Genomic DNA, 25,122 nt, shown 5'->3' on the forward strand with positions numbered 1-25,122 from the left:
TCGGCTATGCTGACTGCAATCGACAACGACTTGCTTAGCGATGGTCTGAAGCGTGTTCAACGAGAGGTAGATTCGGTTTTTGATGCATTGCTGCCATTGCCGACAGACACGCGTCTGCGGCTGGTCGAAGCCATGCGCTATGCCGTCATCGGCGGCGGCAAGCGGGTGCGGCCTCTACTGGTGGCCAGCACCGCTGAGTTGTTTGGAGTGTCCCGCGATGCCGCTGTCCGGGTCGGATGCGCAGTCGAAGCGATCCATGTCTATTCACTGATCCATGATGATCTGCCGTGCATGGATGATGACGATCTTCGCCACGGCAAGCCGACACTTCACAAGGTGTTCGACGAAGCAACTGCGGTATTGGCCGGAGATTCTCTCCACGCGCTTGCCTTCGACATTCTCGCTGACGAGCAAACTTCCAGCGATCCGTTTGTCCGGTCAGAGCTTGTCGCAACTCTGGGTAGAGCTAGCGGCGTGAACGGCATGGCCGGCGGCCAGATGATGGACATGGTCGCAGACGAGGAAGAGTATGACCTGCATTCGATCACGCGGCTGCAACAGTTGAAGACCGGCGCACTCCTGGCGGCTTCGGTGGAGATGGGTGCAATCCTCGGGCGCGTTCCGCCGGATGGAAGAGCGCATTTGCGCGCATATTCGCGCGATATAGGTCTCGCGTTCCAGATCGCGGATGATTTGCTCGATGTCGAAGGCGATGCTGAAAAGGCCGGCAAGGCACTGCGCAAGGACGAAGAGCAAGGCAAGCAGACTTTCGTCACGCTGATGGGGGCTGAGAAAGCGCGCGAGCAGGCCCGCGCCTTGGTCGATCAGGCAATCGCACATCTCGGCTCGCATGGCGCAGAGGCTGACATGCTGCGCGCTTTGGCCCGCTTTATCGTGGAGAGAGACAGATGAACTTCAGACATGTTGCGGCTTTTGTCGCGGGTCTCGCTCTTGTTGGATGTTCGGGTGACAAGTCCGATTCCGACACCGAGCCCTTCTTGCCACGAGAGCTCGCGCGACAGCCAATTCACCACCAGCTCGTTGATTCTCTGGTCGATAGTTTCGATGCGCCGTCATGTCTTGATGCAAGGTTGCGATATGCAGGCCGTGTGAATGTCGGGGAATCGGTCTTTCATCAGCGCAGGTTTGATGCTCCAGACAAGTGTCTGAGCGAGCTGCAGAGTGCTGCGGCGCACCTTGGTTTCGCTGAGGGTAAGGCCGGTGGGTTGAGTGGAGACGTCATCGACGGAACTTTTGAGCGCCTTCGGTTTGGCGAAGACGCGGGTATTGGTCCGGGCAACCTAGTCTGGGAGGTTGATGTAACATGACTGCTCCGAAGATCGGTATTTATCCCGGAACTTTCGATCCCATCACGCTGGGACATGCCGACATTATCCGGCGCGGCTCGAAGCTCGTCGACAAGCTCATTATTGGTGTCACGACCAACCCGTCGAAGAATCCGATGTTCTCGACAGAAGAGCGGTTTGCAATGGTTGAGCGCGAAGTTGCATTGCTAGGTCTCGACAATGTTGAAGTCACCGGTTTCAATGCGCTCCTCGTTAAATTCGCCAAGAAAGAAGGCGCGACTGTCCTCATCCGCGGTCTGCGGGCTGTGGCGGACTTCGAATACGAATATCAGATGGCAGGCATGAACCAGCAGCTTGATGATGATATTGAGACCGTGTTCCTCATGGCGGATGTCTCGCTCCAGCCAATTGCCAGCAAACTGGTCAAGGAAATCGCTCTGTTCGGAGGCGACATTACGCCATTCGTGAGCGCACCGGTTCGGGATGAGGTCAACGCAAGGGTCGAAAAAATCGGCCGACTGGGTGACTATTAACCTCTGGCAGAGCGCTGGGGACTTGGCGTTTATCATTCATTGAAGTGACAGCGGCGAGAGGCTAAACCGCGCTCAACCGACGAAACAGACCAGATTTTGTGAAAGTATCCATGTTGAAGAATCTCTTTGCGGCAACAGCATCGCTAACTCTGCTGGCTGCTCCTGCGATGGCTCAGGAAGAAGACGCAACGGAGCGCAGCAGCTTCGTTTTCGCGCCGGTCAATTTTGACGAGACTGAAGATCTCGACAATGTCTGGTTGCTCGACCTTTCAAATGGCGAGCGCATCGCCATCCGCTTGATGCCAACATGGGCACCAAGTCATGTGGATCGGATCAAAACGCTAACGCGGCAGGGCTTTTACGATGGTGTGATTTTTCACCGCGTGATCGACGGATTTATGGCGCAGGGCGGTGATCCGACCGGCACCGGCCAAGGCGGTTCGGAGCTTCCCGATCTGGAAGAAGAGTTCAATCCCATGCCGCATGTGCGCGGGACAGTTTCGATGGCGCGCGCCGCTGAAGAAAACAGTGCGAACAGCCAGTTCTTCATCGTCTTCTATCCGCGCTTCAGCCTGGACAAGCGCTACACCAATTTCGGCCGTGTGATTGACAATATCGCTGGCGTGGATGCGATCAATCGCGGCGAGCCGCCTGCAGAGCCAACGCGCATCCTCCAGGCTTCCATTGCCTCCGATGGAAAAGCGCCGCCGGTCATTGCTCCTCCAGCGCAAGAGGAAGAGATCACAGCGGACATGCTCAACGCGCCGCTTTGAACAGGCTTTCCAAGGGTATCGCAAGCGCTTAGGGCGCAAGCCATGCGTGTTGACCTCTTCGATTTCGAGCTTCCGCAAGAGCTGATCGCTCTGCGTCCGGCGCGTCCGCGCGATGCGGCGCGGATGCTGTATGTACCGGGTGAGGGCACATTCGAAGACAAAGGCGTTGGCGACCTGCCGCAGCTGCTTAATCCGGGTGATGTGCTTGTCTTCAACGACACGCGGGTAATCCCGGCCCAGCTTGAAGGGCGTCGCGGCGAAGCGAAGATCGGCGTGACCTTGCACAAGCGCGAGGATTTGCGCCGTTGGCAGGCCTTCATCCGCAATGCGAAACGCGTTCGCGAAGGTGACCAGCTCGTCTTTGGTGGAGGCGTTTCAGCAATCGCTGAAGCGCGCCACGGCGATGGCAGTTTTACGTTGTTCTTTGAAGGCGAAGAGCCGGTTGAAGTGCTGCTCGACCGTGCAGGGACGATGCCTTTGCCGCCCTATATTGCAGGCAAGCGCGGAGTCGATGCGCAGGACCTGGAAGACTACCAGACCATGTTCGCGGAAAAGGATGGCGCGGTTGCAGCTCCTACCGCTTCGCTCCATTTCACGCAGCGTTTGGTTGATGCGATTGATGCGGCTGGCATCCAGCGCGAGATGCTCACCCTCCATGTGGGCGCGGGGACATTCCTGCCGGTAAAGGCCGACGACACTGAAGACCACCAAATGCATTCCGAATGGGGCCGGATCACGCCGGAAGTGGCTGAGCGCCTCAATGCCGCGCGTGCGGATGGCGGACGGATCATAGCCGTCGGGACAACGTCGCTGCGACTGCTTGAAAGTGCAGCGCGCGAAGATCGCACAATCGCACCGTTTGAAGGCGATACCGACATCTTCATCACGCCGGGATATCGCTTCAACGGCATCGACGGGTTGATGACGAACTTTCACTTGCCCAAATCCACGCTGATGATGCTGGTAAGTGCCTTGATGGGCCGCGAGCGGATGATGGCGGTGTACGAGCATGCCATCGCGAACGAATATCGCTTCTATTCCTATGGTGACTCCTCGCTCTTGCTGCCGTAACGAGCGCGCCAGGATGACCCGCTTTTCCTTCTCGATTAACGCTACCGACGGCAAAGCGCGCAGGGGCAGCATTTCGATGCAGCGCGGCGAGATCCGCACGCCTGCTTTCATGCCTGTGGGCACAGCAGCCACGGTTAAGGCGATGAAGCCTGAAAGTGTCCGTGCGACGGGTGCCGATATCATTCTTGGCAACACCTACCATTTGATGCTGCGCCCGGGTGCCGAGCGGATGGCGAAGCTCGGCGGATTGCACAGCTTCATGAACTGGGACCGCCCGATCCTGACCGATAGCGGAGGCTATCAAGTGATGAGCCTTTCCGAGCTGCGCAAATTGACTGAGAGCGGCGTCGAGTTTCGAAGCCATATCGATGGCTCAAAGCACATGCTCACGCCTGAACGCTCGATGGAAATCCAGCGCTTGCTTGGCTCTGACATTGTTATGGCGTTCGACGAATGCCCGCGCGCAGACCAGCCGCGCGACGAAATCGCGGAAAGCATGGAGCTTTCCATGCGCTGGGCGAAACGCAGCCGGGTGGAGTTTGATCGCGGTGGTGAACATGCCGAGAGTGCGGCGCTGTTTGGTATCCAGCAAGGCGCGTTGATCGAAGACCTGAGGAAAGTCAGCGCTGACAAGCTCATCGACATAGGCTTTGACGGCTATGCGGTGGGCGGCCTTGCGGTAGGCGAGGGGCAAGAGGCGATGTTTGCAACGCTCGACTTCGCTCCTGATCAATTGCCGCAAGACAAACCGCGCTATCTGATGGGTGTCGGCAAGCCTGATGATTTGGTTGGCGCGGTAGAGCGCGGTATCGATATGTTTGATTGCGTCCTGCCAACGCGTTCCGGCCGCAACGGTCAGGCCTTTACCTGGAGCGGTCCTCTAAACCTGCGCAATGCGCGTCATGCCGAGGATACAGGACCCTTGGATGAGCGCTGTTCCTGTCCGACCTGCGCTTCCTATTCGCGGGCCTATCTGCATCATTTGCAGAAGTCCGGCGAGATCCTCGGCGCCATGCTCGTAACAGAACACAATCTGTCGTTCTATCAGCAGTTGATGCAAGCGATGCGAGATGCCATTGGAGCCGGGCAATTTACTCAATTTGCGAGCGATTTTCGCCGCGACTATCTGAAAGCCGATACGTAATGCCCAAACAGCCCGATGACTGCACCAGCATGGCTGAAGTGCGCGAAGGCGTTGATGCAACCGATCGCGCGCTGATGGAATTGCTCGATACGCGGTTTGGCTACATGCGTGCGGCCGCCCGGATCAAATCGAGCCGAGACACAGTGCGCGATGAGGACCGTAAAGCCGCAGTTATTGATGCAGTGCGTGCCGATGCAGAAGCACGAGGCCTTCCGGCTGAGAAGCTCGCGGCGATTTGGGAGCAATTGGTCGAGGCATCAATTGCCTATGAGCTCGACGAATGGGACCGCACGCGTAGTTAGCCTGCTTTTCGCGAACTATCTCTCTGTTAATCTTGTCTTCTGTTTCCTCCCCGATAGTATGACCTGACATCATGTCGGGGGAACTATGAAGAAGCTTTTATGCGCATTGGCTCTGGCCGCGCTTCCTATTTCCAGCCTTTCTGCGCAATCTGAAGTCGACGAGGTCGCAGCTGCGTTCGGGACGCTCCAGAATGTCCTGGATATCAGTCTGTCCCCTGACGGAAGCAAGATCGCTTACATTTCGCCTGCCGGCGATTCTGCCGAAGCATTAGTTATCATCGATTTGGCTGGAACCGCCCAACCGAAACCGATCCTCCGCTTTGTCGAAGATGACCAAAGATTGTCGAGCTGTGACTGGGCGACCAATGACTACATGGTCTGCCGCATTCGCGTGATCAGGCAGGAGCCCGGCTATTTGCTCGGTTTCTCGAGGATGGTGTCGATTAAGTCGGACGGAAGTGACTTCAACATCCTGACGGAATCGAACCGCGTCGGCGCACTTGGGCGGGTTCAATATGGCGGCGGCATCGTCGCGCTGGATCTGCCGGATGACGAAGACAAGATCCTGATGACACGTCAGTGGGTGAAAGAGTTCTCGACGGGAACGCGACTCGCGAACGAGAAAGAGGGATTCGGTGTCGAACGGGTGAACTTGAAGACCGCGCGTCGGTCCACCGTTGAAGCCCCTGATCCGAATGCCGTGCGCTATGTCGCTGATGAAACGGGCCGCATTCGATTGAAGGTGCAGCAAAGAGCGGACAACACCGGACGCAGTGTAGGGCGCCTGGACTTCTTCTATCGACCTGCAGACTCTGAACGGTGGCAGCCGCTCACTCGCACGAAAGTGGACAGTCAGACCTATGACGGCTTCTATCCGGTCGCGGTTGACTCCAAACTGGACGTGGCTTTCGCTTTTGGCAGGAATGACGGTTTCGAAGCGCTCTACACGATTTCTTTAAGCGAAGGTGGGGAGCCAAAGCTGTTCCTTGCCAAGACTGATGCGGACGTCGACGGACTGGTCCGGATTGGCCGGCAACGTCGCGTGGTTGGTGCGAGCTATGCGACGGAAAAGCGACGTGTCATCTATACGGACCCGGAAATTGATGCGATTGCCAAGCAGTTGAGCGCGGCTTTGCCCGGTCAACCGCTCATCAATATTGTCGACGCGAGCAGTGACGAAACCAAGCTTCTGATCATCGCGTCGAGCGACACAGATCCGGGCATGGTTTACTTGCTCGATCGCACGGCTGGACAGCTTGAGCCGCTGCTTCCCGTGCGCAGCTATATGAATGACAGGCAATTGGCGACGATGACGCCAGTCTCATTTCCTGCTGCGGACGGCACTTCAATCCCTGGTTATCTGACGTTACCTGCTGGATCAGATGGTAAGAATATTCCCGCTGTCGTGCTGCCTCATGGAGGTCCTTCCTCTCGCGATGAGTGGGGCTTTGACTGGATGGTGCAGTTCTTTGCTGCACGTGGACATGCGGTTCTTCAACCCAACTTCCGCGGCTCATCCGGCTACGGTCAAGCGTGGTTCGGTCGCAACGGTTTTCAAGCATGGGAGACCGCGATTGGCGACGTCAATGATGCTGGACGCTGGCTCGTTTCCCAGGGGATCGCTGATCCGGATCAGCTTGCAATCGTAGGGTGGTCCTATGGCGGCTATGCAGCACTACAAAGTCAGGTTCTCGATGCGGACCTCTACAAAGCCGTGGTTGCAATCGCGCCCGTTGCTGATTTGGAACAGCTGCGCGAAGAATCGATGCGGTTCACGAGTGGTCGGCTGGTAGATGCGTTTATCGGACGCGGACCGCACGTCCGCGCTGGAAGCCCGGCTGTGCATGCCGAGGCATTCAAAGCACCTGTGTTCCTCGTCCACGGAACCTTCGACCAGAATGTCGATGTCGATCAGTCGCGTACGATGAAGAACCGCCTCGAAAATGCGGGTAAGTCAGTACGCTATCTTGAGTTCGATAAGCTCGAACATTCCCTCGTCGACAGCAAAGCGCGGTACGAGATGCTCAAAGGTATCGACGAGTTCCTGGAAGAGAGCCTGAACTAAAACCACAGTCCCACAAAAAAGGGGCGGCCCCACAAGGACCGCCCTCTTTGTATTCTGTCTAATCGAGTGATTAGCGCGAATAGAACTCGACCACGAGGTTAGGTTCCATTGTCACTGGATAAGGAACTTCGTCGAGCTTAGGCACGCGGGTGAAGGTTACCTTGTCGTTGCCGTCGGTTGCGACGTAGTCCGGAATGTCACGCTCTGGCAGGCTTTGCGCTTCGATAACGAGCGCCATTTCTTTCGCCTTGTTGCCGAGGCTGATCTCATCACCGACATCGCAGCGACGCGATGCGACGTTACACTTCACGCCGTTTACGCGGATGTGGCCGTGCGAAACGAGCTGACGAGCGGCAAAGATCGTCGGAGCAAACTTCGCGCGGTACACAATCATGTCCAAACGGCGCTCAAGCAGACCGATGAGGTTCTGACCGGTATCGCCCTTGATGCGCGTTGCTTCCTTGTAGGTGCGACGAAACTGCTTCTCGGTCACGTCACCGTAATAGCCTTTAAGCTTCTGCTTGGCGCGAAGCTGCAAGCCGAAGTCGCTCATCTTGCCCTTGCGACGCTGACCGTGCTGGCCAGGACCGTAGGAACGCTTATTCACTGGTGAGTTCGGACGACCCCAGATGTTTTCGCCCATCCGACGGTCGAGTTTATACTTGGCGCTCTTGCGCTTAGACATAGGTCTTTCCTTCAATTTGCAGAGCTACCCCAGTGGTAGCCATTCAACCCGGCATCGCACCACATGATGGTTTCTCATGTGCGGCCACTGCTTCACCGGGGTGCAGGGCCAATTTGCGTGAGGCGCGCGAATAGCAGGGTTCAGGCGTAAATCAAGCCTAATCCTCTGGCCTACGGTCCCTGCGTTCAAGTGTGGAGAGGACACCGCGAAGGGTGCGGACTTCCAGATGGTTCCATCCGGGCTTGGTCAGGACACCGCGCAGCGTGCGGCGTGTCGCGTCCGCGCGCGCCTCAGGGAAGAAATAGCCCTTGGGTTCAAGCATTTGCTCAAGGTGCGCAACCAATCCGTCGAGCTCTTCCTGCGGGGCAGGGGGCAGCAAGTCGTCTTCTGCCGTGGGTTGGGCGAGCTTTGCGTCGGCACCGTGCGCTTCGCGCGCCGCCTTGGACCATTCATAGGCTGTGAGAATTACCGCTTGAGCAAGATTGAGCGATCCGAATTCGGGATTGATCGGCACTGTCAGAATGCTTCGCGCGAGCGCCACGTCCTCGGTTTCTAGCCCAGAAGCTTCGCGCCCGAACAGGATTGCACTGCGACCCTGTTCGCTGACGATTGCCTGACCTGCTTCGTCAGGTCCGACCACTGGCTTAGTCACGCCGCGTTTGCGCACGGTGGTCGCATAGACATGCGCGCAGTCAGCCACCGCTTCGGCTGTTGTGTCAAAGACTTGCGCCTTCTCCAGCACGATATCTGCGCCCGCTGCGGAAGGCCCTGCGTCAGGATTAGGCCAGCCATCGCGAGGATTGACGATGCGCATTTCCGTAAGCCCGAAATTGAGCATGGCGCGCGCCGCCTTACCGATATTCTCGCCCAGCTGCGGACGGACAAGAACTATGATGGGAGGTTCATTTACCGCCATCTTTGGCCGCTTCGTGAACTGTGTGCGCGAACTCCTCAAAGTCCTTCGCTTCGCTGAAGTCGCGATAGACCGAAGCAAAACGGATATAAGCGACGCTGTCGATCTGACGCAGTCCGTCCATCACCAATTCGCCGATCCGGCTTGAAGGGATTTCGGGATCGCCAGCGGTTTCGACTTGGCGCTGGATGCCCGACACCAATTGATCGATCCGTTCCTGAGTTACGCCCCGCTTGCGACAGGCCAAGCTTACCGATTGCTCGAGCTTGCTGCGATCAAACGGTTCGCGGCGTTCACCCGATTTGACGACCGTTACTTCGCGCAGCTGCACGCGCTCGAACGTCGTGAAGCGCGCGCCGCAACTTGAGCATTGCCGGCGGCGGCGAATCGCGGAGTTGTCTTCAGTCGGACGGCTGTCTTTGACCTGGCTGTCTTCGTGAGCGCAGAACGGGCAGCGCATGTCTCCGCCTTACTGACCGGGATAGACAGGAAAAGCCGCACAGAGCTCAGCCACACGGCTGCGTACACTCTCTTCGATCTGCGCGTCGCCTTCAGGTCCATTCTTGGACAGACCATCGACCACTTCAGCAATAAGCGCGCCGACCTTGCGGAATTCTGCCGGGCCGAAGCCGCGAGTGGTCCCAGCGGGTGTCCCAAGGCGGATGCCAGAAGTCACAAACGGGCTGCGGGTGTCGTAAGGGATGCCGTTCTTGTTGCAAGTGAGCCAGGCGCGATCCAAGCCAGCCTCAGCCGACTTGCCGGTCACATCTTTAGCCGTAAGGTCGACGAGCATGGAGTGATTGTCCGTGCCGCCCGAAACGATCCGCAGACCGTTTTCTTCAAGGCTTGCGGCCAGCGCGCGGGCATTTTCCACAATCGCACCGGCGTAGGCTCTGAATTCAGGGCGCAGCGCTTCGCGGAAGGCAACCGCCTTGGCAGCAACCACATGCATGAGTGGTCCGCCTTGTAGGCCGGGGAAGACCGCCATGTTCAGAGGCTTGGTCAATTCTTCGTCATTCCACAGGATGATTCCTGAACGCGGTCCACGCAGGCTCTTATGCGTCGTGCTTGTGACGACATGCGCATGCGGGAAAGGTGAAGGGTGCGCACCGCCTGCAACCAGACCAGAAATGTGGCTCATGTCGCACAGCAGGTAAGCGCCGACTTCATCAGCAATCTCACGGAATCGAGGGAAGTCCCACGTGCGCGAGTATGCAGTACCGCCGCAGATGATCAGCTTCGGCTTGTGCTCGCGCGCAGCCGCTGCAACTTCATCCATGTCGATCAGTTCATTGTCCTTGCGAACGCCATAGCTGACCGGGTTGAACCATTTGCCGCTCATATTGACCGGCGAGCCATGGGTCAGGTGGCCGCCTGAATTGAGGTCGAGGCCCATGAATGTGTCGCCCGGCTCGAGCAGAGCCAGGAACACCGCCTGGTTCATCTGTGAGCCTGAGTTTGGCTGAACATTGGCAAAGTTACAGCCAAACAGCTCTTTGGCGCGCTCGATCGCGAGCGTTTCGACAACGTCAGCGTAGTCGCAACCGCCATAGTAGCGCTTGCCGGGATAGCCCTCGGCATATTTGTTGGTGAAGACGCTGCCGGTCGCTTCAAGCACCGCTCTGGAAGCGATATTCTCAGACGCGATCAGTTCGATCTTGTCCTGCTGGCGCTTCAGCTCGCTGCCGATGGCCGCTGCGATCTCTGGATCGGCGGTTGCAAGGTCATCATGCCAGAAACGGGCCATGATATCGGTGTCGTTGGATGGGGCTGTGCTCATGATTTGTTTGCTCTGTTTTGAAGCGACTTATTGTAACGGTTCGATCGTGTCGGTGCCATCCGGTGGATGGCCGAGTTTTGCGACCCGGCGCTGATGGCGACCGCTCGGATCACCAGCATCGGCAAATTCTGTCGCGAGAAAAGTGGCAACGCAGGACTTGGCCATTTCGATCCCTGAAAGCCGCGCGCCCATCGCAATGCAGTTCGCGTCATTGTGTTCGCGTGCGAGCGCAGCTGAAAGCGGCTCAGACACGAGCGCGCAGCGCACGGCAGGGTTGCGGTTGACGCTGATCGAGATGCCAATGCCGCTTCCGCACAGCGCTATGCCGCGTTCAACCGTGCCATCAGCAATCACCGAAGCAAGCTTGTAGCCATAGTCCGGGTAGTCGACGCTTTCCCCCGCGTCTGGGCCAAGGTCTGCGACCTCGTGGCCTTCATCGATAAGCCATTCGGCAAGCTCTGCCTTCATCTCGGTGGCGGCGTGGTCTGATGCAATCGCGATACGCATGAGGCTCACATAAGGAGTAGCGGGGATTCTCACTACCCCGTAGTGGGGTTTTTCGTCGGGCTTTTTGAACGGATATGAGATTGGCCGGTTATTTGAGCTTCCTGGAGGCCCATTTCCAAAGCTTTTCGACTTCCTTTGCGGCCTTGCCTTCCGGTTCAATCTCGGCTGCAGTTTCGCCATTGGCGGACGAGCGGTGGAAGGCGGCCCGATCTCCGAAAATCACAGGGCAGATTTCTAAGCCTAAACCTTTCACCACTTCCTTAGCCTCGGCCTCGAGCACCGTCGCCCCTGATGGCACGGAATTGAGTACAACGAAGGCCTCTTTCTTAGCGTAGGCGACAAGATCCGCGATGGGCTCTAACGCATGCAGATCGAAAGCTCGCGGTCTGCTCGGGACGAGGATCAAGTCTGCGGCTTTGATCGCTTCTCGTGCGGCGGCATCCGCGTGAGGCGGTGTATCGATCACGATGAATTCAACGCCGTTCTTTTTCGCGTTTTCGATAGTGCGCGCGAGACGGGCAGGGGGGCTTGTGACAACAAGCGGGAGGAAATCACCGCGCCAATCGCTCCAGGCCGAAGCGGTGGCTTGCGGATCGGTGTCGATGACGCAGCTCTCAAGATTGGCCTGCGCCGCACGGGTCGCCAAGTGAACGGCGAGCGTAGTCTTGCCTGAGCCACCCTTTTGGCTGACGATAGCGATCACTTTGGGGGCGGGTGTTGGCATTCCGAGAGAATCCTGAAGTTTTTGCTGCACCGCACAATAGCGTAATCTCAGGTCACGGCAAGCAATCTAGAGCAAGCCGTTGAACCGGTTGTCGATAGAGTTGAAACCAGCTTGTCGAATGCGTCCAGTGCACGCTTTGCTTCGCGATTAAAAGTTTGTAATCACACTCCCTCGGGGCCGGTTGTGAGGTGTGGTTTTGGCAGACATTTGGGCGAGATTGCTGAGGCCGATGCAGCGTCGCTTCAGGCGTCAGCGTGCTCAGCTGATCAAGCGGCATCTTCCGCAAATTCATGGCGCTCAAGTGGTTGATATCGGTGGTTCGCTTCATTTCTGGAGCGCGATTTCGGACATCATTACGCCATCCCATGTGAAGATATTTAATCTGTCCGAGGGGAGGGCGACTGGATTTGCGACGAGGGCGGAAGGCATTGATATCGAAGTCAATGTCTATGACGGTCGGCGTGTGCCGGTTGATGACGGTGTCGCAGAAGTAGTGGTTTGCAACTCAGTGATCGAGCATGTGCCGCTGGGCCAGCGCGCGAACCTCGTCAGCGAGATCAAGCGCACTTCGCAAACCTACGTGGTGCAAACACCAAGCCCGCTATTTCCGCTTGAGCTGCACTTCATGGTGCCCTTCCTGCATTGGCTACCACGGAAACTGGGCAGGTTAGTCGCTCCATGGACCCCATTCGGTCTCCTGACCGGCGCGAATGCTCGCGAATATTTCGATGAAACTCGTTTACTAAGCCGGAAAGAGCTTCAGGCACATTTTCCGGACGACCAGATCATGGTCGAAACCTTTTTCGGTATTCCGAAGAGCTACGTAGTTGTCGGCGGGCGCGCAAAAGGCGCCCACTAACTCGACTATTGATCCAGGAACGAGCGCATCTTGCGGCTGCGGCTCGGGTGCTTGAGCTTCCTGAGCGCCTTAGCTTCGATCTGACGGATACGTTCGCGGGTCACGGAAAACTGCTGGCCGACCTCTTCCAACGTGTGGTCGGTGTTCATCCCGATGCCGAACCGCATACGCAGTACGCGCTCCTCACGCGGTGTGAGCGAGGCCAGCACGCGGGTGACAGTTTCCTTGAGGTTCGCCTGGATTGCGGCATCCACAGGGATGACCGCGTTCTTGTCCTCGATGAAATCACCCAGGTGCGAATCTTCTTCATCGCCGATAGGCGTTTCGAGTGAGATCGGCTCCTTGGCGATCTTCATGACCTTGCGAACCTTCTCCAACGGCATGGAGAGACGCGCTGCCATCTCTTCCGGCGTCGGTTCGCGGCCTTCTTCGTGCAAGAATTGGCGCGAGGTCCTGACAAGCTTGTTGATCGTCTCGATCATGTGGACCGGAATACGGATCGTACGCGCCTGGTCAGCGATCGAGCGAGTGATCGCCTGCCTGATCCACCAAGTCGCATAAGTCGAGAATTTGTAGCCGCGGCGGTATTCGAACTTGTCGACCGCTTTCATCAAGCCGATATTGCCTTCCTGAATGAGATCAAGGAATTGCAGACCGCGATTGGTGTATTTCTTCGCGATGGAAATCACGAGGCGCAGGTTCGCCTCGACCATTTCCTTCTTCGCGATCCGCGCTTCGCGCTCGCCCTTCTGGACCATGTTCACGATGCGGCGGAACTCTTCGAGGCTCATGCCTGTCTGGCTGGCAATGTCGGAGATTTCCGAGCGAATACGCTCAATCGCGTCCGCTTCCTTCTCAGCGAAGGCGGTCCATTTCTTGTCCTTCTTCGCTTTGGCTTTCATCCAGCTATCGTCGAGCTCGTTGCCGATATAGCTTTCAAGGAAATCAACGCGCTTGATCTTGTGCCGCTCTGCAAGGCGCAGCATTTGGCCGCCAAGCGCGGTCAAACGGCGGTTGAATGCATAAAGATTGTCGACAAGGAATTCGATCTTCGTCGCGTGGAACTGCATGCTTTCCACTTCGGAAGTAAGCTCTTCGCCGAGCTTCTCGTAGCGGTTTTCTTTCGCCTTGGTGAGCACATCGCCACGCGCGAGCGTTTCTACGCGTTCAGCTTGCAGCTTCTCAAAGCTCTTGAAGGTCTTCGCGATACGCGCAAAACGCTCAATCGCATCCGGCTTTAGAGCGGCTTCCATCTGCGCGAGGCTGAGAGTGTTGTCCTCATCATCGTCATCGTCATCGTTGCTCTTCTTGGACCCACCTTCTTCGCCGTCTTCGTCCTCGTCGCCATCTTCATCCTCGACGTCATCATCATCTTCGCGAATGGATGGACCGGCGGTTTCTTCCGAAATCTCGCCATCATCATCTTCTGCGTCATCCGCCATCTTTTCGGCAGGCGGCTCTTTTGAGAGCATAGCGTCGAGATCAAGGATCTCGCGCAGCTGCATCTCTTCATTGTTGAGCGCTTCGGACCACTGAATGATCGCGTGGAAGGTGATTGGGCTCTGGCACAGGCCAATGATCATCGTGTCACGACCGGCTTCAATGCGCTTGGCAATGGCGATCTCGCCTTCGCGGCTGAGCAGCTCGACCGCGCCCATTTCGCGCAAATACATACGCACCGGATCGTCGGTGCGTTCGCCGGTGGTGGTCTTCTTAGCAGCGGCTGCGGGCTTCTTGGCTTCCTTCTTGTCCTCGCCAACGGACATTTCTTCGACTTCGGCTTCCTGCTCTGCCTCAGCTTCAGCCTCTTCGTCATTCTCGACGATATTGACGCCCATCTCACTAATCGCGGACATGACGTCTTCGATTTGCTCAGAATTCATCTGATCCTGCGGCAAAGCTTCATTGAGCTCATCAACTGTGATGTAGCCCTTCTTCTTTGCCTTGTTCATGAGCTTCTTGATCTGCGCTTCGTTCAGATCGATCAGCGGCGCATCATCTCTGTCAGCGCTCTTAGACTTGGTAGCCATACCGTGTGTATCAGTCCGTTTCCATGTCGCTCAGCGGCACTTCGTCCGATGCGCGAGAATTCCCCATGTCAGCCGCGGCTGCGGCTTTCTTGCGCCCAAAAACTCTCAAGCGCTGATTTAAGTCGGCGAGCCGTTCGCGCAGTCGGGATTGTTCAGCAATAGAACCTTCCGGATCAGTCTCGAAACGCGCAGTAGCCGCGGAAATCGCGGCCTCCAGCGCTGGTTTCTCAACCAATAACGCAACAGCTTCAGCCAATTCCGCGCGCGCATCACCGGGGTTGGAGCCTTCTCTCAAGAAGGCATATCTGGTCTGATCCGGTGGGGCGGGAAGGCCTCCTGCTCCAAATATGGCGTTTGTGGGCTGCGAATCAAGGCTTTCTTCGAGGGTTTCAGCAAGTTCGAACAGAGATTCCACAAGCGGGGCTGCTTGAGGTGTCACATGGGCGAGCCGACCGAGCGATTCCGCATGCCGTGAAATCTCGCTTGGATGCTTGACCAGGCCAGCGATGACGGCGCGCGTGAAGGCATCGCGCGAACCACCTGATAGCGCGCCGCGTAGACGCGCTGCGGCTTCGCTGGACAGGATCGGAGGCGCTGGCCGCCACGGCTGCCCGGAACGGCGCTGAGGACCCGCATTTCTTCGCTGCTGGCGTGGCGGGAAAGCGAATGCAGAATAGCGATCAAGCAGCTCGCGTCGATAAAGCGAGCGGATGTCCTGGTCCTCGATAGCGTCGCAATGTGCAAGGAGGCGCGCTTTCAAGCCTGCCTTGTCCTCCGGCGTTTTCAGCGGCTGCGCGTCGCGCTCGAAAGTCCAGATCGTCTCTAGTAGTGTGGCGGGCTCAGCGAGCAAGCGCTCCATTGCCTCAGCGCCTTGCTGCTTGATCAAATCGTCGGGATCGAGCCCGGTCGGTAGACGCACAATCGCCAGCGAACGGGAAGGGCGCAGCATCGGAAGCGCACGTTCGATGGCCCGCATGGCGGCGCGCTGGCCCGCATTGTCGCCATCGAAACACAACACGGGCACTTCAACCATGCGCCAAAGCATTTCGAGCTGCATTTCAGTGAGCGCGGTACCAAGCGGCGCGACTGCATCCTTGATCCCGGCATTCGCAAGCGCGATCACATCCATATAGCCTTCGACGACGACCATGCGGCCCGTCTGGCGGCTTGCGGGGCCTGCGCGGTGCAGATTGTAGAGCGTGCGGCCTTTGTCGAAGAGAGGCGTGTCCGGAGAATTGAGATACTTCGCGACCCCGTCCAGTTTCTCGAGAATGCGCCCACCAAAGGCGATCACGCGGCCTCGCTGATCCTGGATCGGCAGCATCAAGCGGTCCCGGAAACGGTCATACGGTGCTTTGTCTTCGACGCTGATCTGCATCCCGCTTTCGACCAGCATTGTAGCATCGAAATTCGCGAGCGCACCTTTCAAGGCAACCTTGCTGTCCGGTGCATAGCCAAAGCCGAATTCGCGGATGATCTCGCGAGAGAAACCGCGCGACAGAAGGTAGTCCTGCGCGCGCTTGCCAGACTGGCCTCGCAATTGATCGACAAACCAGTTCTGCGCCGCCTCCGTCACATCGATAAGGCTTGCGCGCTTCTCGGCTTTTTTCGCCGCGACCGGATCGGGGGCGGGGACCTCCATCCCGGCTTCGGTCGCAAGCTCCTTCACCGCGTCCATGAAGCCGAGCCCGCGCTGGTCGGTCATCCAGCGGATCACATCGCCATGGGCGCCGCAGCCAAAGCAATGATAAAACCCTTTCTGGTCATTGACCGTGAAGCTTGGCGTGTTCTCGTTGTGAAAAGGGCAGCATGCTTTCCACTCGCGACCGGCACGCTGGAGCTTGGTCGTGCGCATTATGACGCTTGAAAGCGTCACGCGCGCGCGCAGTTCATCCAGCCATTGCGGGGAAAGTGCCATGTGTGAAGAATGCCTGTCCGAAAGCTTCGTGTCGAGAAGCTTCCCGACACGATCTGGTGACAGGTTTGTGGACTAGCTCAGGCTTGCTTTTACCAGCCCGCTCGCAAGGCCCATATCGAGCTCTGTGCCGTGGCGTTTTTTGAGCTCGCCCATGACGCGGCCCATGTCCTTGATGCTTTCCGCGCCCACCTCGGCCTTGATCGCTTCGATCGCCGCTTTTGTCGCCGCTTCGTCAAGCATGGCGGGCAGGAATTCTTCGATCACTGCGAGCTCGGCCTTTTCCTGATCCGCCAGTTCCTGACGTCCGCCATCCTCATACATCGTGATCGATTCGCGGCGCTGCTTGGCCATTTTCTGTAGCACTTCGATCACCAGATCATCGTCATTTTCAGGAGCCTTGCCAGTGCGCGCTTCGATATCGCGGTCCTTTATCTTCGCCCCAATAAGGCGAAGCGTTGCCGTGCGATCCTTGTCGCCAGCCTTCATGGAAGTGATCGTTGCGGTCTTGATGTCGTCGCGCAGCATAGATGCGGTCTTTCCTGTGGATGGATTTAGTCGTCTTGCGGTTTAACGCAGATTACGTCCAACAGATAGGTTGACCGACTCATTCCGCAAGCCTAGCGGATGGGTCTTAGCGACATCGCCGGAAAACCCTTAGCTGGAGAGCCCAAGAATGGCTTCTGCTCCTTCTCGCCCTGCGCAGCCCAATGGCGCGACAGGAGTCCTCGTTTTGGCCGACGGTTCGGTCATTTGGGGCAAAGGCTTTGGTGCCACTGGCGATGCGATCGGCGAGGTGTGTTTTAACACCAGCATGACCGGTTATCAGGAAGTGATGACCGATCCGAGCTACGCTGCGCAGATCGTCACTTTCACTTTCCCGCATATCGGCAATGTTGGCACGAACCCGGAAGATATCGAGAGCCGTGTGGAAGGCGCGGTCGGCTGCGTGGTGCGCGAGGAAGTCACGCCGGCGAGCAATTTCCGCAGCGAGCAGCAGTTTGTCGAATGGATGCAAGCCAATGGAAAGATTGGTCTTTCCGGCGTTGACACGCGCGCGCTCACCCGCCGTATCCGCCTGTCCGGCGCTCCCAATGCGATGATCGCGCACTCGCCTGAAGGCAAGTTTGATGTCGATGCTCTGCTCGCCAAAGCGCAGGGCTGGGCGGGGCTTGAAGGCATGGATTTGGCCGAGAAAGTCACGCGCGATGCGCTTGAAGACTGGGCGGGCAGCTATTGGCGGTTGGGGCATGGATACGGCACGGGCCAAGGCGATGACCGGCCGCATGTGGTCGCGATCGACTACGGCGCGAAGGACAACATCTTCCGCAATCTCGTGCGCGCAGGCGCCAAGGTGACAGTGGTTCCGGCTAAGACAACAATCGAAGAAATTGATGCGCTCAAACCCGATGGCGTCTTCCTGAGCAATGGTCCGGGCGATCCGGCGGCAACCGGCGAATATGCCGTCCCGGTGATCAAGGCGCTGCTGGAGCGTGACATGCCGCTCTTCGGAATTTGCCTTGGTCATCAGATGCTTGCGCTCGCCGCGGGCGCCAAGACGATCAAGATGCATCAGGGACACCGCGGCGCAAATCACCCGGTTCAGCGCGTCGGAGATACATGGCAGACAAGTCGAGATCTGGTGGAGATCACCAGCATGAACCACGGGTTCGCAGTAGATGCCGCGACACTTCCGCCAGATGTCGAGCAGACGCATGTCAGCCTGTTTGACGGCTCCAATTGCGGGATCGCGATCAAAGGCAAACGCGCATTTGGCGTCCAGTACCACCCCGAGGCCTCTCCCGGCCCGCAGGACAGCTTCTACCTGTTCGAGAAGTTTGTGGGAGGCTTGGGGTGAGGTCGTTCGACGAATCACTGGCACGGGTTCTCGACCCCCAAGGCCACTACTGGCGATATCCGGGCGACGAGGGCGATGACTGCAGCCGAGTTCGACTCATTGAGCAACGGCTTGACGTCCCATTTGAACAAATAGAGCGAGCTCAATTGGCCATGGAGCTGAATGGGTGGGAGCTTTCCAGTGCGCCTGATGGTGAAGAGAACGATCTGCACCGGTTGTATTTTCGCAAAGCAACGGCACTGACTTCAGAAGCGAAGAAAAGCTTCCTGACAGGCGCCTTGCGGGTCGCCCACGAAGCCAATGGCACGCTCATGTCGTGGATCAATGTCGAGGACTATGAGAACAACTAATGCCCAAACGCACTGACATCTCCTCGATCCTCGTCATTGGCGCTGGCCCGATCATTATCGGCCAAGCGTGCGAGTTCGACTATTCCGGAACACAAGCGATCAAGGCCCTGAAAGAAGAGGGCTACCGTGTCATCCTGGTGAACTCCAACCCGGCGACGATCATGACCGATCCGGAGTTTGCGGACGCGACCTATATCGAGCCGATCACGCCAGAAATCGTCGCCAAGATCATTGCGAAGGAGCGGCCCGACGCGCTGCTCCCCACCATGGGCGGTCAGACCGCGCTGAACTGCGCGCTCAAGCTCGACGAAATGGGCGTGCTTGCCGAATACGGGGTCGAGATGATCGGCGCGAAGGCCGATGCGATCGACAAGGCCGAAAACCGCCAGCGTTTCCGCGATGCGATGGACGCAATCGGCCTGGAAAGCGCGCGCAGTGGAGTGGCCAACACGCTTGAAGAAGCGTTCGCCGTGCTGGAACGCACAAAGCTTCCCTCGATCATCCGGCCCAGCTTTACGCTTGGCGGTACCGGCGGCGGGATCGCGTACAACAAGGCCGAGTTCGAGCGGATTGTGCGCGAGGGGCTCGACGCGTCCCCGACAACCGAGGTTCTGATCGAGGAATCGCTACTCGGCTGGAAAGAGTATGAGATGGAGGTTGTCCGCGACAAGAACGACAATTGCATCATCATCTGCTCAATCGAAAACGTCGATCCGATGGGCGTGCACACCGGCGATTCCATCACTGTCGCGCCGGCACTGACGCTGACCGACAAGGAATACCAGATCATGCGCACCGCGAGCCTGAACGTGCTGCGGGAGATCGGCGTCGAAACGGGCGGATCGAATGTGCAGTTCGCGGTCAATCCTGCTGACGGACGCCTGATCGTGATCGAGATGAACCCGCGTGTCTCGCGCTCCTCCGCGCTTGCCTCCAAGGCGACCGGCTTCCCGATTGCGCGCGTCGCGGCAAAGCTCGCGGTCGGCTACACGCTCGACGAAATCACGAACGAGATCACTGGCGCGACGCCTGCAAGCTTTGAACCGACGATCGACTATGTCGTGACGAAGATCCCGCGCTTTGCGTTCGAGAAGTTCAAAGGCGCGAAGCCAGAGCTTGCGACGGCGATGAAGTCTGTCGGCGAAGTCATGGCGATTGGCCGCAACTTCCAGGAATCGATGCAAAAGGCGCTGCGCGGGCTTGAGACGGACCTCGATGGCTTCAACCGCCAGACCGAGCTGGAAGGCGTCTCCAAAGAAGTTATCATCGCCGCGCTCTCCAAACGTACGCCGGACAGGCTGCTCAATGTCGCGCAGGCTTTCCGCGAAGGCCTCACCGTCGAGGAAATCCAGCCGATCACTGGCTATGATCCTTGGTTCCTGCGCCAGATCGAAGAGATCATTGCGGCGGAGAAAGACATCTCCACCAATGGCTTGCCCAGCGATGCGGCGGGCCTGCGCAAGCTTAAGTCGATGGGCTTTTCCGACAAGCGTTTGGCGACTTTGGCTGTGCGCTCTGTCGGCGTTGCGGGCGGCATGGGCGAGACGCAGGCGAAACGCTCTGGCCTGCTGCACGATGCGCTGCAAGCTATGGCAGGTGCGACCTCTGAAGAAGAAGTGCGCGAGCTTCGCCAGAAGCTTGGTGTGCGCCCCGTTTTCAAGCGGATCGACAGCTGCGCGGCGGAATTCGAAGCGATCACGCCGTACATGTACTCGACCTATGAAGTGCCAAGCTTTGGCGAGCCGGAATGCGAAGCGGAACCGTCCGATCGCAAGAAAGTCGTCATTCTCGGCGGCGGTCCCAACCGGATCGGGCAGGGGATCGAGTTCGACTATTGCTGCGTCCATGCGTGCTTTGCGCTCGCCGAAGTCGGGTTCGAGACCATCATGGTCAATTGCAATCCGGAGACGGTTTCAACCGATTATGACACGTCCGACCGGCTCTATTTCGAGCCTTTGACCGCTGAAGACGTGCTGGAAATCCTCAAGCTGGAGCAATCGACCGGCGAGCTGGTTGGCGTGATCGTGCAGTTTGGTGGACAGACGCCGCTGAAACTGGCGCAAGCGCTGGAAGATGCAGGCATCCCGATCCTTGGCACGTCGCCTGATGCGATTGACCTGGCTGAGGACCGCGAGCGGTTCGCGCGGCTCGTCAATAAGCTGAAACTCAAGCAGCCTGACAATGGCATTGCTTATAGCCGCGATGAAGCTGCGGCGGTGGCCGCGCGGATCGGCTATCCGGTCCTGCTGCGTCCGTCCTATGTCTTGGGTGGCCGTGCGATGGAAATCGTGGACAGCGAAGCGCAACTCGATGATTACATCAAGACAGCAGTAAACGTGTCCGGCGACAGTCCGGTTCTAGTCGATCAGTATCTGCGTGATGCGGTCGAATGCGATGTCGACGTGGTATGCGATGGCGAGGAAGTGCGCGTTGCCGGCGTGATGCAGCATATCGAGGAAGCGGGCGTCCACTCTGGCGACAGCGCCTGCACTTTGCCGCCTTACTCGCTGCCCGCCGATATTGTCGAAGAGATGGAGCGGCAAGGTGAAGCGCTCGCTCGCGCGCTCAATGTCGTCGGCCTGATGAACGTGCAATTCGCCGTGAAGGACGGTGAGGTCTATCTGATCGAAGTGAACCCGCGTGCCTCGCGCACTGTGCCTTTCGTTGCGAAAGCTATCGGACAGCCGGTCGCCAAGATCGCAAGCCGCGTGATGGCGGGTGAAAAGCTCAGCAGTTTCGAACCATTCAAGCGTGAGTTTGACTATATGGCGGTGAAAGAGGCGGTCTTCCCGTTCAACCGCTTCCCCGGCAGCGATCCTGTGCTCACGCCGGAGATGAAATCGACCGGAGAAGTGATGGGCATCGACCGGACTTTTGAAGAGGCATTCCTGAAGTCGCAAATGGGCGCAGGGATGAGCTTGCCGCGCGAAGGGACGCTGTTTGTGTCCGTCAAAGACACGGACAAGCCGCATATCCTCGGCGCTGTGAAGACCTTGCTTGAGCAGGGCTTCAAGGTTGTCGCAACGGGCGGCACGCAGACCTATCTGGCAGAGCAGGGTCTACCGGTCGAACGCGTGAACAAGGTTGCGGAAGGACAACCGCATATCGTCGACAAGATCATCGACGGCGACATCGCTCTGATCTTCAACACGACCGAGGGTTGGCAGAGCCTGAAGGACTCCAAATCGATCCGCGCATCGGCGCTGGAGGCCAAGGTCCCGTATTACACGACAGCCACCGCTTCGAGTGCTGCGGCAAGCGCAATTCATGCGGTCAACGCAACTGAGCTTGAAGTTCGCTCGCTGCAGGACTATTATAGCTGAACAAACCCAGCGTATTTCCCTAAATTCTGAACGTGGAACGCCGCTCCGGCAGGAACGGCCATGTTCTGAATTTCGCTGAATTCTGAGGGATTTACGCCTTGAAGGATAGAATGGATGGCTACGATGGAAAAGGTCCCAATGCTGGCAGAAGGCTATGAGAAGCTGACTGCTGACTTGAAGGTGCTTCGCGAAGAGCGCCCGCGCATTGTCGACGCTATCGAAGAAGCGCGCGCACATGGCGATCTCTCGGAGAATGCCGAATATCACGCGGCCAAAGAGCGCCAAGGCCAGGTTGAAGCTCAGATTGCTGAGCTCGAAGACAAGGTCAGCCGCGCGCAGATTATTGATCCATCGACGTTGTCGGGCGACCGTATCATTTTCGGTGCGACTGTCACGCTGCTTGATGAAAACGACAAGCCGGTGAAGTACCAGATCGTCGGTCAGACTGAAGCGGACGCGGCCAAGGGGCGCATCTCTTACAACTCGCCCATCGCGCGCGCCTTGATCGGCAAACAAAAGGACGAAGAGATCGAAGTGACGGTCCCGTCAGGCGACAAGTTTTACCTCGTCGACAAGATCGAATTTATCTGAGCTTGAGCTTCAGAAAAAGGCGAGGGCGCTGACCATTGGGTCCGGCGCCCTTTCTTCTTGCCTATGGCCGGCCTTACGCGTCCGGCGTCAGCAGCTGGTGGATGTGCACGACCACGTAACGCATCTCGGCATCGTCGACCGTGCGCTGCGCCTGCGCGCGCCATGCATCTTCAGCAGCCTCGTAATTCGAGAACACGCCGACGACGTGCAGACTTTCCGGGTCCTGGAATTCCAGACTGCGCGGATCCTTTACACGTCCGCCCATGACCAAATGCAGTTTCTGGCTCGGGGTTGTTTCTTCCACTTTTTCAACCTTTCTCTCGGGGAGTTTTAACTGGGGAGAGGCGCGTCAATCGCGCGATTGCTCAGCCCCATAGACGAAGCGGCCTGACAGGCAAACCCGTCAAGCCGCTCATCAGCTGCGTACATACGAATTACTGCGAGATACGGTCGCGAAATCCGCGCACAGCGCGTCTTGTCTTGCGCGAGGCTGCACGCTTTGCGGATGCGGCGTTGTCGCCTGCTTTCGTCGCAATGTAACTCGCTTCGCGTTTCGCAGTGCGCGCAGTGTCACGCGCAGCATCGCTCAGGTCTTCCAGCTTGTCCTGTCCCGTCCGCGCAGCCGACGTCGCTTCATCGATCAGCTTGACCCCGTACGCCAGCACTGCATCGCGAGCGAGCGTTGCGAACACACTGCTGCGGCCCACAGCCTTGCCGGCAATCCGGCGCCCGGGCTTCGTCATGAGGCCAATCGCGAGGCCCGCAGCAATGGCGCCTCCTACAGCGACCAGCGGATTCTTTTTGACGAATTCAGCCGCGTTACCGGCCGCCTCCTTGGCACCGTCAGCAATGGCGCGAGCAGCATGCCGTGCTTCGCCTTCCGCAATGCGTTCTTTCAGCTCTTCGCGTTTCTCGTCATTCGACATTGTCAGTTTCTCCAAGAGGCTCTTGCTTGCCTGCGTCCTGCTCTTCGAACAGAGAGAGGATCGGATTGCGTGCAAACCAGATTAGAACAGCGCCTATTAACGCCGCGAGAATGCCTTTGTGGTTGTCGGCAGCGCTGCTCGCTTTGTCGAATACTTCGCGCGCGCCTTCATTGAGGTTGGTCGCTGCGCGTTCTGTCAGACTGGGGCCTGAAAACGTGTTTTTCACATGCGCAATGTCAGCATCGATCAGAGCCTTCGCAGCGTCCCGTACTGCGCGGTCTTCAAGCATCTGACGCTTAAGATCGCTCATTGCTCGTCTTCCGAAAAGGCATCGGCGATGTTGCGAGCGCGGCGGCGGGCTTTCAGCAGGACAATCAGCGTAGCGAGAAGCAGGACACCGACCACCGCAGCTGTCGCTCCCAAGGCCGTGAGATACGGTGTCAGCGCGATGACAGCGCCAACAACCAAGGCGATTAGCGCGAGATGCAGGAATGCGAGCGCGGCAAGTACGGAGATTGCGGCCGACTTGCCTTGCTGCGCGCTGTAACTAAGCCGCGACTTCTGGAATGCGAACTCAGCCTCAGCGTAAGTGCGACCGTCTGCGATCAGAGCGAGGACTTCGTCCGACAGGCCCGGTTTACGCTCAGGCGATTCCTCGTCGCCGCGTAACGCCTCTTCAAATTCGTCCTCAGCACTGGGCGCATTCTCGCCCGGTGCATCATCTTCACGCATAGAGCCCCCTTATGCTCCTGCTCATGCCGCGCGCGAGCTTAGTCGCGCGATCCGCGGAACATGCGAGCAAGCAAGAAACCAGCGACTGCTGCAATACCGATAGCCGTGCCTGGACTCTTGCGAACGAACTCGCGAGCATCCTCGCCGATATCTTCGACGCTTTTGGAATCCAGCTTTGCAGATGCCTCCTGTAGGCTGCGCGATGCGCTGCGAGCGTAATCGCCATACTGATCACCGAAGCGCTCATCAATCTGAGGCGCGGTGTCCGAGATCACCTTGCCAAGTGATGCGAGGCCGTCGCTCGCCTTGTTCTTGCCTTCTGTAGCAAGCTCGCCGGCTTTCACCTTCGCTTCAGAGCCATAATTCTTCGCTTCTGCCACGAGATCGGTTCCTTTTGCTTTCGCGTCATCGCGATATGCGCCTGCGCGCTCACCGGCTTCTGCTTTCAGAGCAGCCGCGCCTGCTTTGGCTTCTTCAAGCGCCGCGTTGAAGCGGGTCTTGGCCTCGCTGGTTCCAGCCTCCGCCTTTTTCGCGGCTGCTTTGGTGGTGGTTTTCTTTGCGGGGGTTTTCTTCCGCGTGGTTTTGGCTTCTGCCATGATAAACTCCCTTCGAGTCTTCGACCTAAAATACAGCCATCTTCGCTCGTAAAACAGCGAAAACGTAATCATCCTTGCAACGTCGCTTGCGCGTTATGTTTCCGACGCATACAGCGCGCTGCAACATATGCCCTTCCG

27 protein-coding genes are annotated in these 25,122 nt (G+C 57.9%); 13 read left to right on the forward strand and 14 right to left on the reverse strand.

The window, feature by feature from the left end; all coding sequences use genetic code 11:
- The first annotated feature begins 6 nt into the window (after window positions 1-6).
- From HUO12_RS02235 to HUO12_RS02270, 8 genes are all read left to right on the forward strand, one after another.
- Window positions 7-912, forward strand: a complete 906-nt coding sequence (locus HUO12_RS02235) for a polyprenyl synthetase family protein (protein ID WP_176272058.1) — start codon at window positions 7-9, stop codon at window positions 910-912.
- Window positions 909-1,328, forward strand: a complete 420-nt coding sequence (locus tag HUO12_RS02240) for a hypothetical protein (RefSeq protein WP_176272059.1) — start codon at window positions 909-911, stop codon at window positions 1,326-1,328. The genes HUO12_RS02235 and HUO12_RS02240 overlap by 4 nt, the downstream gene beginning before the upstream one ends.
- A complete protein-coding gene (gene coaD / locus HUO12_RS02245) occupies window positions 1,325-1,840 on the forward strand; it encodes a pantetheine-phosphate adenylyltransferase (RefSeq protein ID WP_176272060.1) in 516 nt (171 codons plus the stop codon). The genes HUO12_RS02240 and coaD overlap by 4 nt, the downstream gene beginning before the upstream one ends.
- Window positions 1,841-1,950: 110 nt before the next feature.
- Window positions 1,951-2,613: a peptidylprolyl isomerase gene (locus tag HUO12_RS02250; protein WP_176272061.1), complete on the forward strand. Its 663-nt coding sequence runs from the start codon at window positions 1,951-1,953 to the stop codon at window positions 2,611-2,613.
- Between the two features lie 42 nt (window positions 2,614-2,655).
- Window positions 2,656-3,684 carry a tRNA preQ1(34) S-adenosylmethionine ribosyltransferase-isomerase QueA gene (gene queA / locus HUO12_RS02255; protein ID WP_176272062.1) on the forward strand — a complete coding sequence of 343 codons (1,029 nt, stop codon included), beginning with the start codon at window positions 2,656-2,658 and terminating at the stop codon, window positions 3,682-3,684.
- A gap of 13 nt (window positions 3,685-3,697) precedes the next feature.
- Window positions 3,698-4,828 (forward strand): tRNA guanosine(34) transglycosylase Tgt, encoded by a 1,131-nt coding sequence (tgt, locus tag HUO12_RS02260; protein WP_176272063.1) that lies wholly within the window; start codon window positions 3,698-3,700, stop codon window positions 4,826-4,828.
- Entirely contained in the window at window positions 4,828-5,130 is a 303-nt protein-coding gene (locus HUO12_RS02265) for a chorismate mutase (protein ID WP_176272064.1), read from the forward strand. Before tgt ends, HUO12_RS02265 begins: the two co-directional genes overlap by 1 nt.
- 85 nt (window positions 5,131-5,215) lie before the next feature.
- On the forward strand, window positions 5,216-7,195 hold the full coding sequence (locus HUO12_RS02270; RefSeq protein ID WP_176272065.1) for an alpha/beta hydrolase family protein: 1,980 nt from the start codon (window positions 5,216-5,218) through the stop codon (window positions 7,193-7,195).
- Between the two features lie 70 nt (window positions 7,196-7,265).
- Here HUO12_RS02270 and rpsD read toward each other — a convergent pair whose 3' ends face one another.
- The 6 genes from rpsD to parA all read right to left on the reverse strand — a co-directional run bounded on the left by rpsD (window position 7,266) and on the right by parA (window position 11,804).
- The gene (rpsD, locus tag HUO12_RS02275; RefSeq protein WP_176272066.1) at window positions 7,266-7,880 is read right to left on the reverse strand and encodes a 30S ribosomal protein S4; all 615 of its coding nucleotides are present in this window, start codon (window positions 7,878-7,880) and stop codon (window positions 7,266-7,268) included.
- Window positions 7,881-8,037: 157 nt separating this feature from the next.
- Window positions 8,038-8,796, reverse strand: coding sequence for an RNA methyltransferase (locus tag HUO12_RS02280; RefSeq protein ID WP_176272067.1), 759 nt, complete (start codon window positions 8,794-8,796; stop codon window positions 8,038-8,040).
- Window positions 8,783-9,253 (reverse strand): transcriptional regulator NrdR, encoded by a 471-nt coding sequence (gene nrdR / locus HUO12_RS02285; RefSeq protein ID WP_176272068.1) that lies wholly within the window; start codon window positions 9,251-9,253, stop codon window positions 8,783-8,785. Before nrdR ends, HUO12_RS02280 begins: the two co-directional genes overlap by 14 nt.
- A 9-nt stretch (window positions 9,254-9,262) precedes the next feature.
- Window positions 9,263-10,573: a serine hydroxymethyltransferase gene (gene glyA / locus HUO12_RS02290; RefSeq protein ID WP_269748029.1), complete on the reverse strand. Its 1,311-nt coding sequence runs from the start codon at window positions 10,571-10,573 to the stop codon at window positions 9,263-9,265.
- A gap of 27 nt (window positions 10,574-10,600) precedes the next feature.
- Entirely contained in the window at window positions 10,601-11,080 is a 480-nt protein-coding gene (locus HUO12_RS02295; RefSeq protein WP_176272069.1) for an RpiB/LacA/LacB family sugar-phosphate isomerase, read from the reverse strand.
- A gap of 88 nt (window positions 11,081-11,168) precedes the next feature.
- The gene (gene parA, locus HUO12_RS02300) at window positions 11,169-11,804 is read right to left on the reverse strand and encodes a ParA family partition ATPase (protein WP_176272070.1); all 636 of its coding nucleotides are present in this window, start codon (window positions 11,802-11,804) and stop codon (window positions 11,169-11,171) included.
- A 229-nt stretch (window positions 11,805-12,033) separates the two neighbouring features.
- Between parA and HUO12_RS02305 the strand changes: the two genes are divergently transcribed.
- Window positions 12,034-12,663 (forward strand): class I SAM-dependent methyltransferase, encoded by a 630-nt coding sequence (locus tag HUO12_RS02305; protein WP_176272071.1) that lies wholly within the window; start codon window positions 12,034-12,036, stop codon window positions 12,661-12,663.
- Between the two features lie 5 nt (window positions 12,664-12,668).
- Here HUO12_RS02305 and rpoD read toward each other — a convergent pair whose 3' ends face one another.
- The 3 genes from rpoD to HUO12_RS02320 form a co-directional block, all read right to left on the reverse strand.
- Window positions 12,669-14,693: an RNA polymerase sigma factor RpoD gene (gene rpoD / locus HUO12_RS02310; protein ID WP_176272072.1), complete on the reverse strand. Its 2,025-nt coding sequence runs from the start codon at window positions 14,691-14,693 to the stop codon at window positions 12,669-12,671.
- A 10-nt stretch (window positions 14,694-14,703) separates the two neighbouring features.
- Window positions 14,704-16,611, reverse strand: coding sequence for a DNA primase (dnaG, locus tag HUO12_RS02315; RefSeq protein WP_176272073.1), 1,908 nt, complete (start codon window positions 16,609-16,611; stop codon window positions 14,704-14,706).
- 72 nt (window positions 16,612-16,683) lie between these two features.
- Complete coding sequence (locus tag HUO12_RS02320; protein ID WP_176272074.1) at window positions 16,684-17,136, reverse strand: GatB/YqeY domain-containing protein; 453 nt, start codon at window positions 17,134-17,136, stop codon at window positions 16,684-16,686.
- Window positions 17,137-17,284: 148 nt separating this feature from the next.
- Between HUO12_RS02320 and carA the strand changes: the two genes are divergently transcribed.
- The 4 genes from carA (at window position 17,285) to greA (ending at window position 22,730) form a co-directional block, all read left to right on the forward strand.
- Window positions 17,285-18,466: a glutamine-hydrolyzing carbamoyl-phosphate synthase small subunit gene (gene carA, locus HUO12_RS02325; protein WP_176272075.1), complete on the forward strand. Its 1,182-nt coding sequence runs from the start codon at window positions 17,285-17,287 to the stop codon at window positions 18,464-18,466.
- 152 nt (window positions 18,467-18,618) lie between these two features.
- Window positions 18,619-18,816: a hypothetical protein gene (locus tag HUO12_RS02330; protein WP_176272076.1), complete on the forward strand. Its 198-nt coding sequence runs from the start codon at window positions 18,619-18,621 to the stop codon at window positions 18,814-18,816.
- On the forward strand, window positions 18,816-22,139 hold the full coding sequence (gene carB, locus HUO12_RS02335; RefSeq protein WP_176272077.1) for a carbamoyl-phosphate synthase large subunit: 3,324 nt from the start codon (window positions 18,816-18,818) through the stop codon (window positions 22,137-22,139). Before HUO12_RS02330 ends, carB begins: the two co-directional genes overlap by 1 nt.
- Before the next feature lie 114 nt (window positions 22,140-22,253).
- Entirely contained in the window at window positions 22,254-22,730 is a 477-nt protein-coding gene (gene greA, locus HUO12_RS02340; protein ID WP_176272078.1) for a transcription elongation factor GreA, read from the forward strand.
- Window positions 22,731-22,803: 73 nt separating this feature from the next.
- Here greA and HUO12_RS02345 read toward each other — a convergent pair whose 3' ends face one another.
- From HUO12_RS02345 to HUO12_RS02365, 5 genes are all read right to left on the reverse strand, one after another.
- The gene (locus HUO12_RS02345) at window positions 22,804-23,034 is read right to left on the reverse strand and encodes a DUF4170 domain-containing protein (RefSeq protein WP_176272079.1); all 231 of its coding nucleotides are present in this window, start codon (window positions 23,032-23,034) and stop codon (window positions 22,804-22,806) included.
- A gap of 130 nt (window positions 23,035-23,164) precedes the next feature.
- Complete coding sequence (locus tag HUO12_RS02350; RefSeq protein ID WP_176272080.1) at window positions 23,165-23,656, reverse strand: hypothetical protein; 492 nt, start codon at window positions 23,654-23,656, stop codon at window positions 23,165-23,167.
- Window positions 23,646-23,966, reverse strand: a complete 321-nt coding sequence (locus HUO12_RS02355) for a hypothetical protein (protein WP_176272081.1) — start codon at window positions 23,964-23,966, stop codon at window positions 23,646-23,648. The genes HUO12_RS02350 and HUO12_RS02355 overlap by 11 nt, the downstream gene beginning before the upstream one ends.
- Entirely contained in the window at window positions 23,963-24,388 is a 426-nt protein-coding gene (locus HUO12_RS02360) for a phage holin family protein (protein WP_176272082.1), read from the reverse strand. The genes HUO12_RS02355 and HUO12_RS02360 overlap by 4 nt, the downstream gene beginning before the upstream one ends.
- Before the next feature lie 38 nt (window positions 24,389-24,426).
- Window positions 24,427-24,984 carry a hypothetical protein gene (locus HUO12_RS02365; RefSeq protein ID WP_176272083.1) on the reverse strand — a complete coding sequence of 186 codons (558 nt, stop codon included), beginning with the start codon at window positions 24,982-24,984 and terminating at the stop codon, window positions 24,427-24,429.
- Between the last annotated feature and the right edge of the window lie 138 nt (window positions 24,985-25,122).

The organism is Altererythrobacter lutimaris (assembly GCF_013371495.1).
Classification (GTDB): Bacteria; Pseudomonadota; Alphaproteobacteria; order Sphingomonadales; family Sphingomonadaceae; genus Erythrobacter; species Erythrobacter lutimaris_A.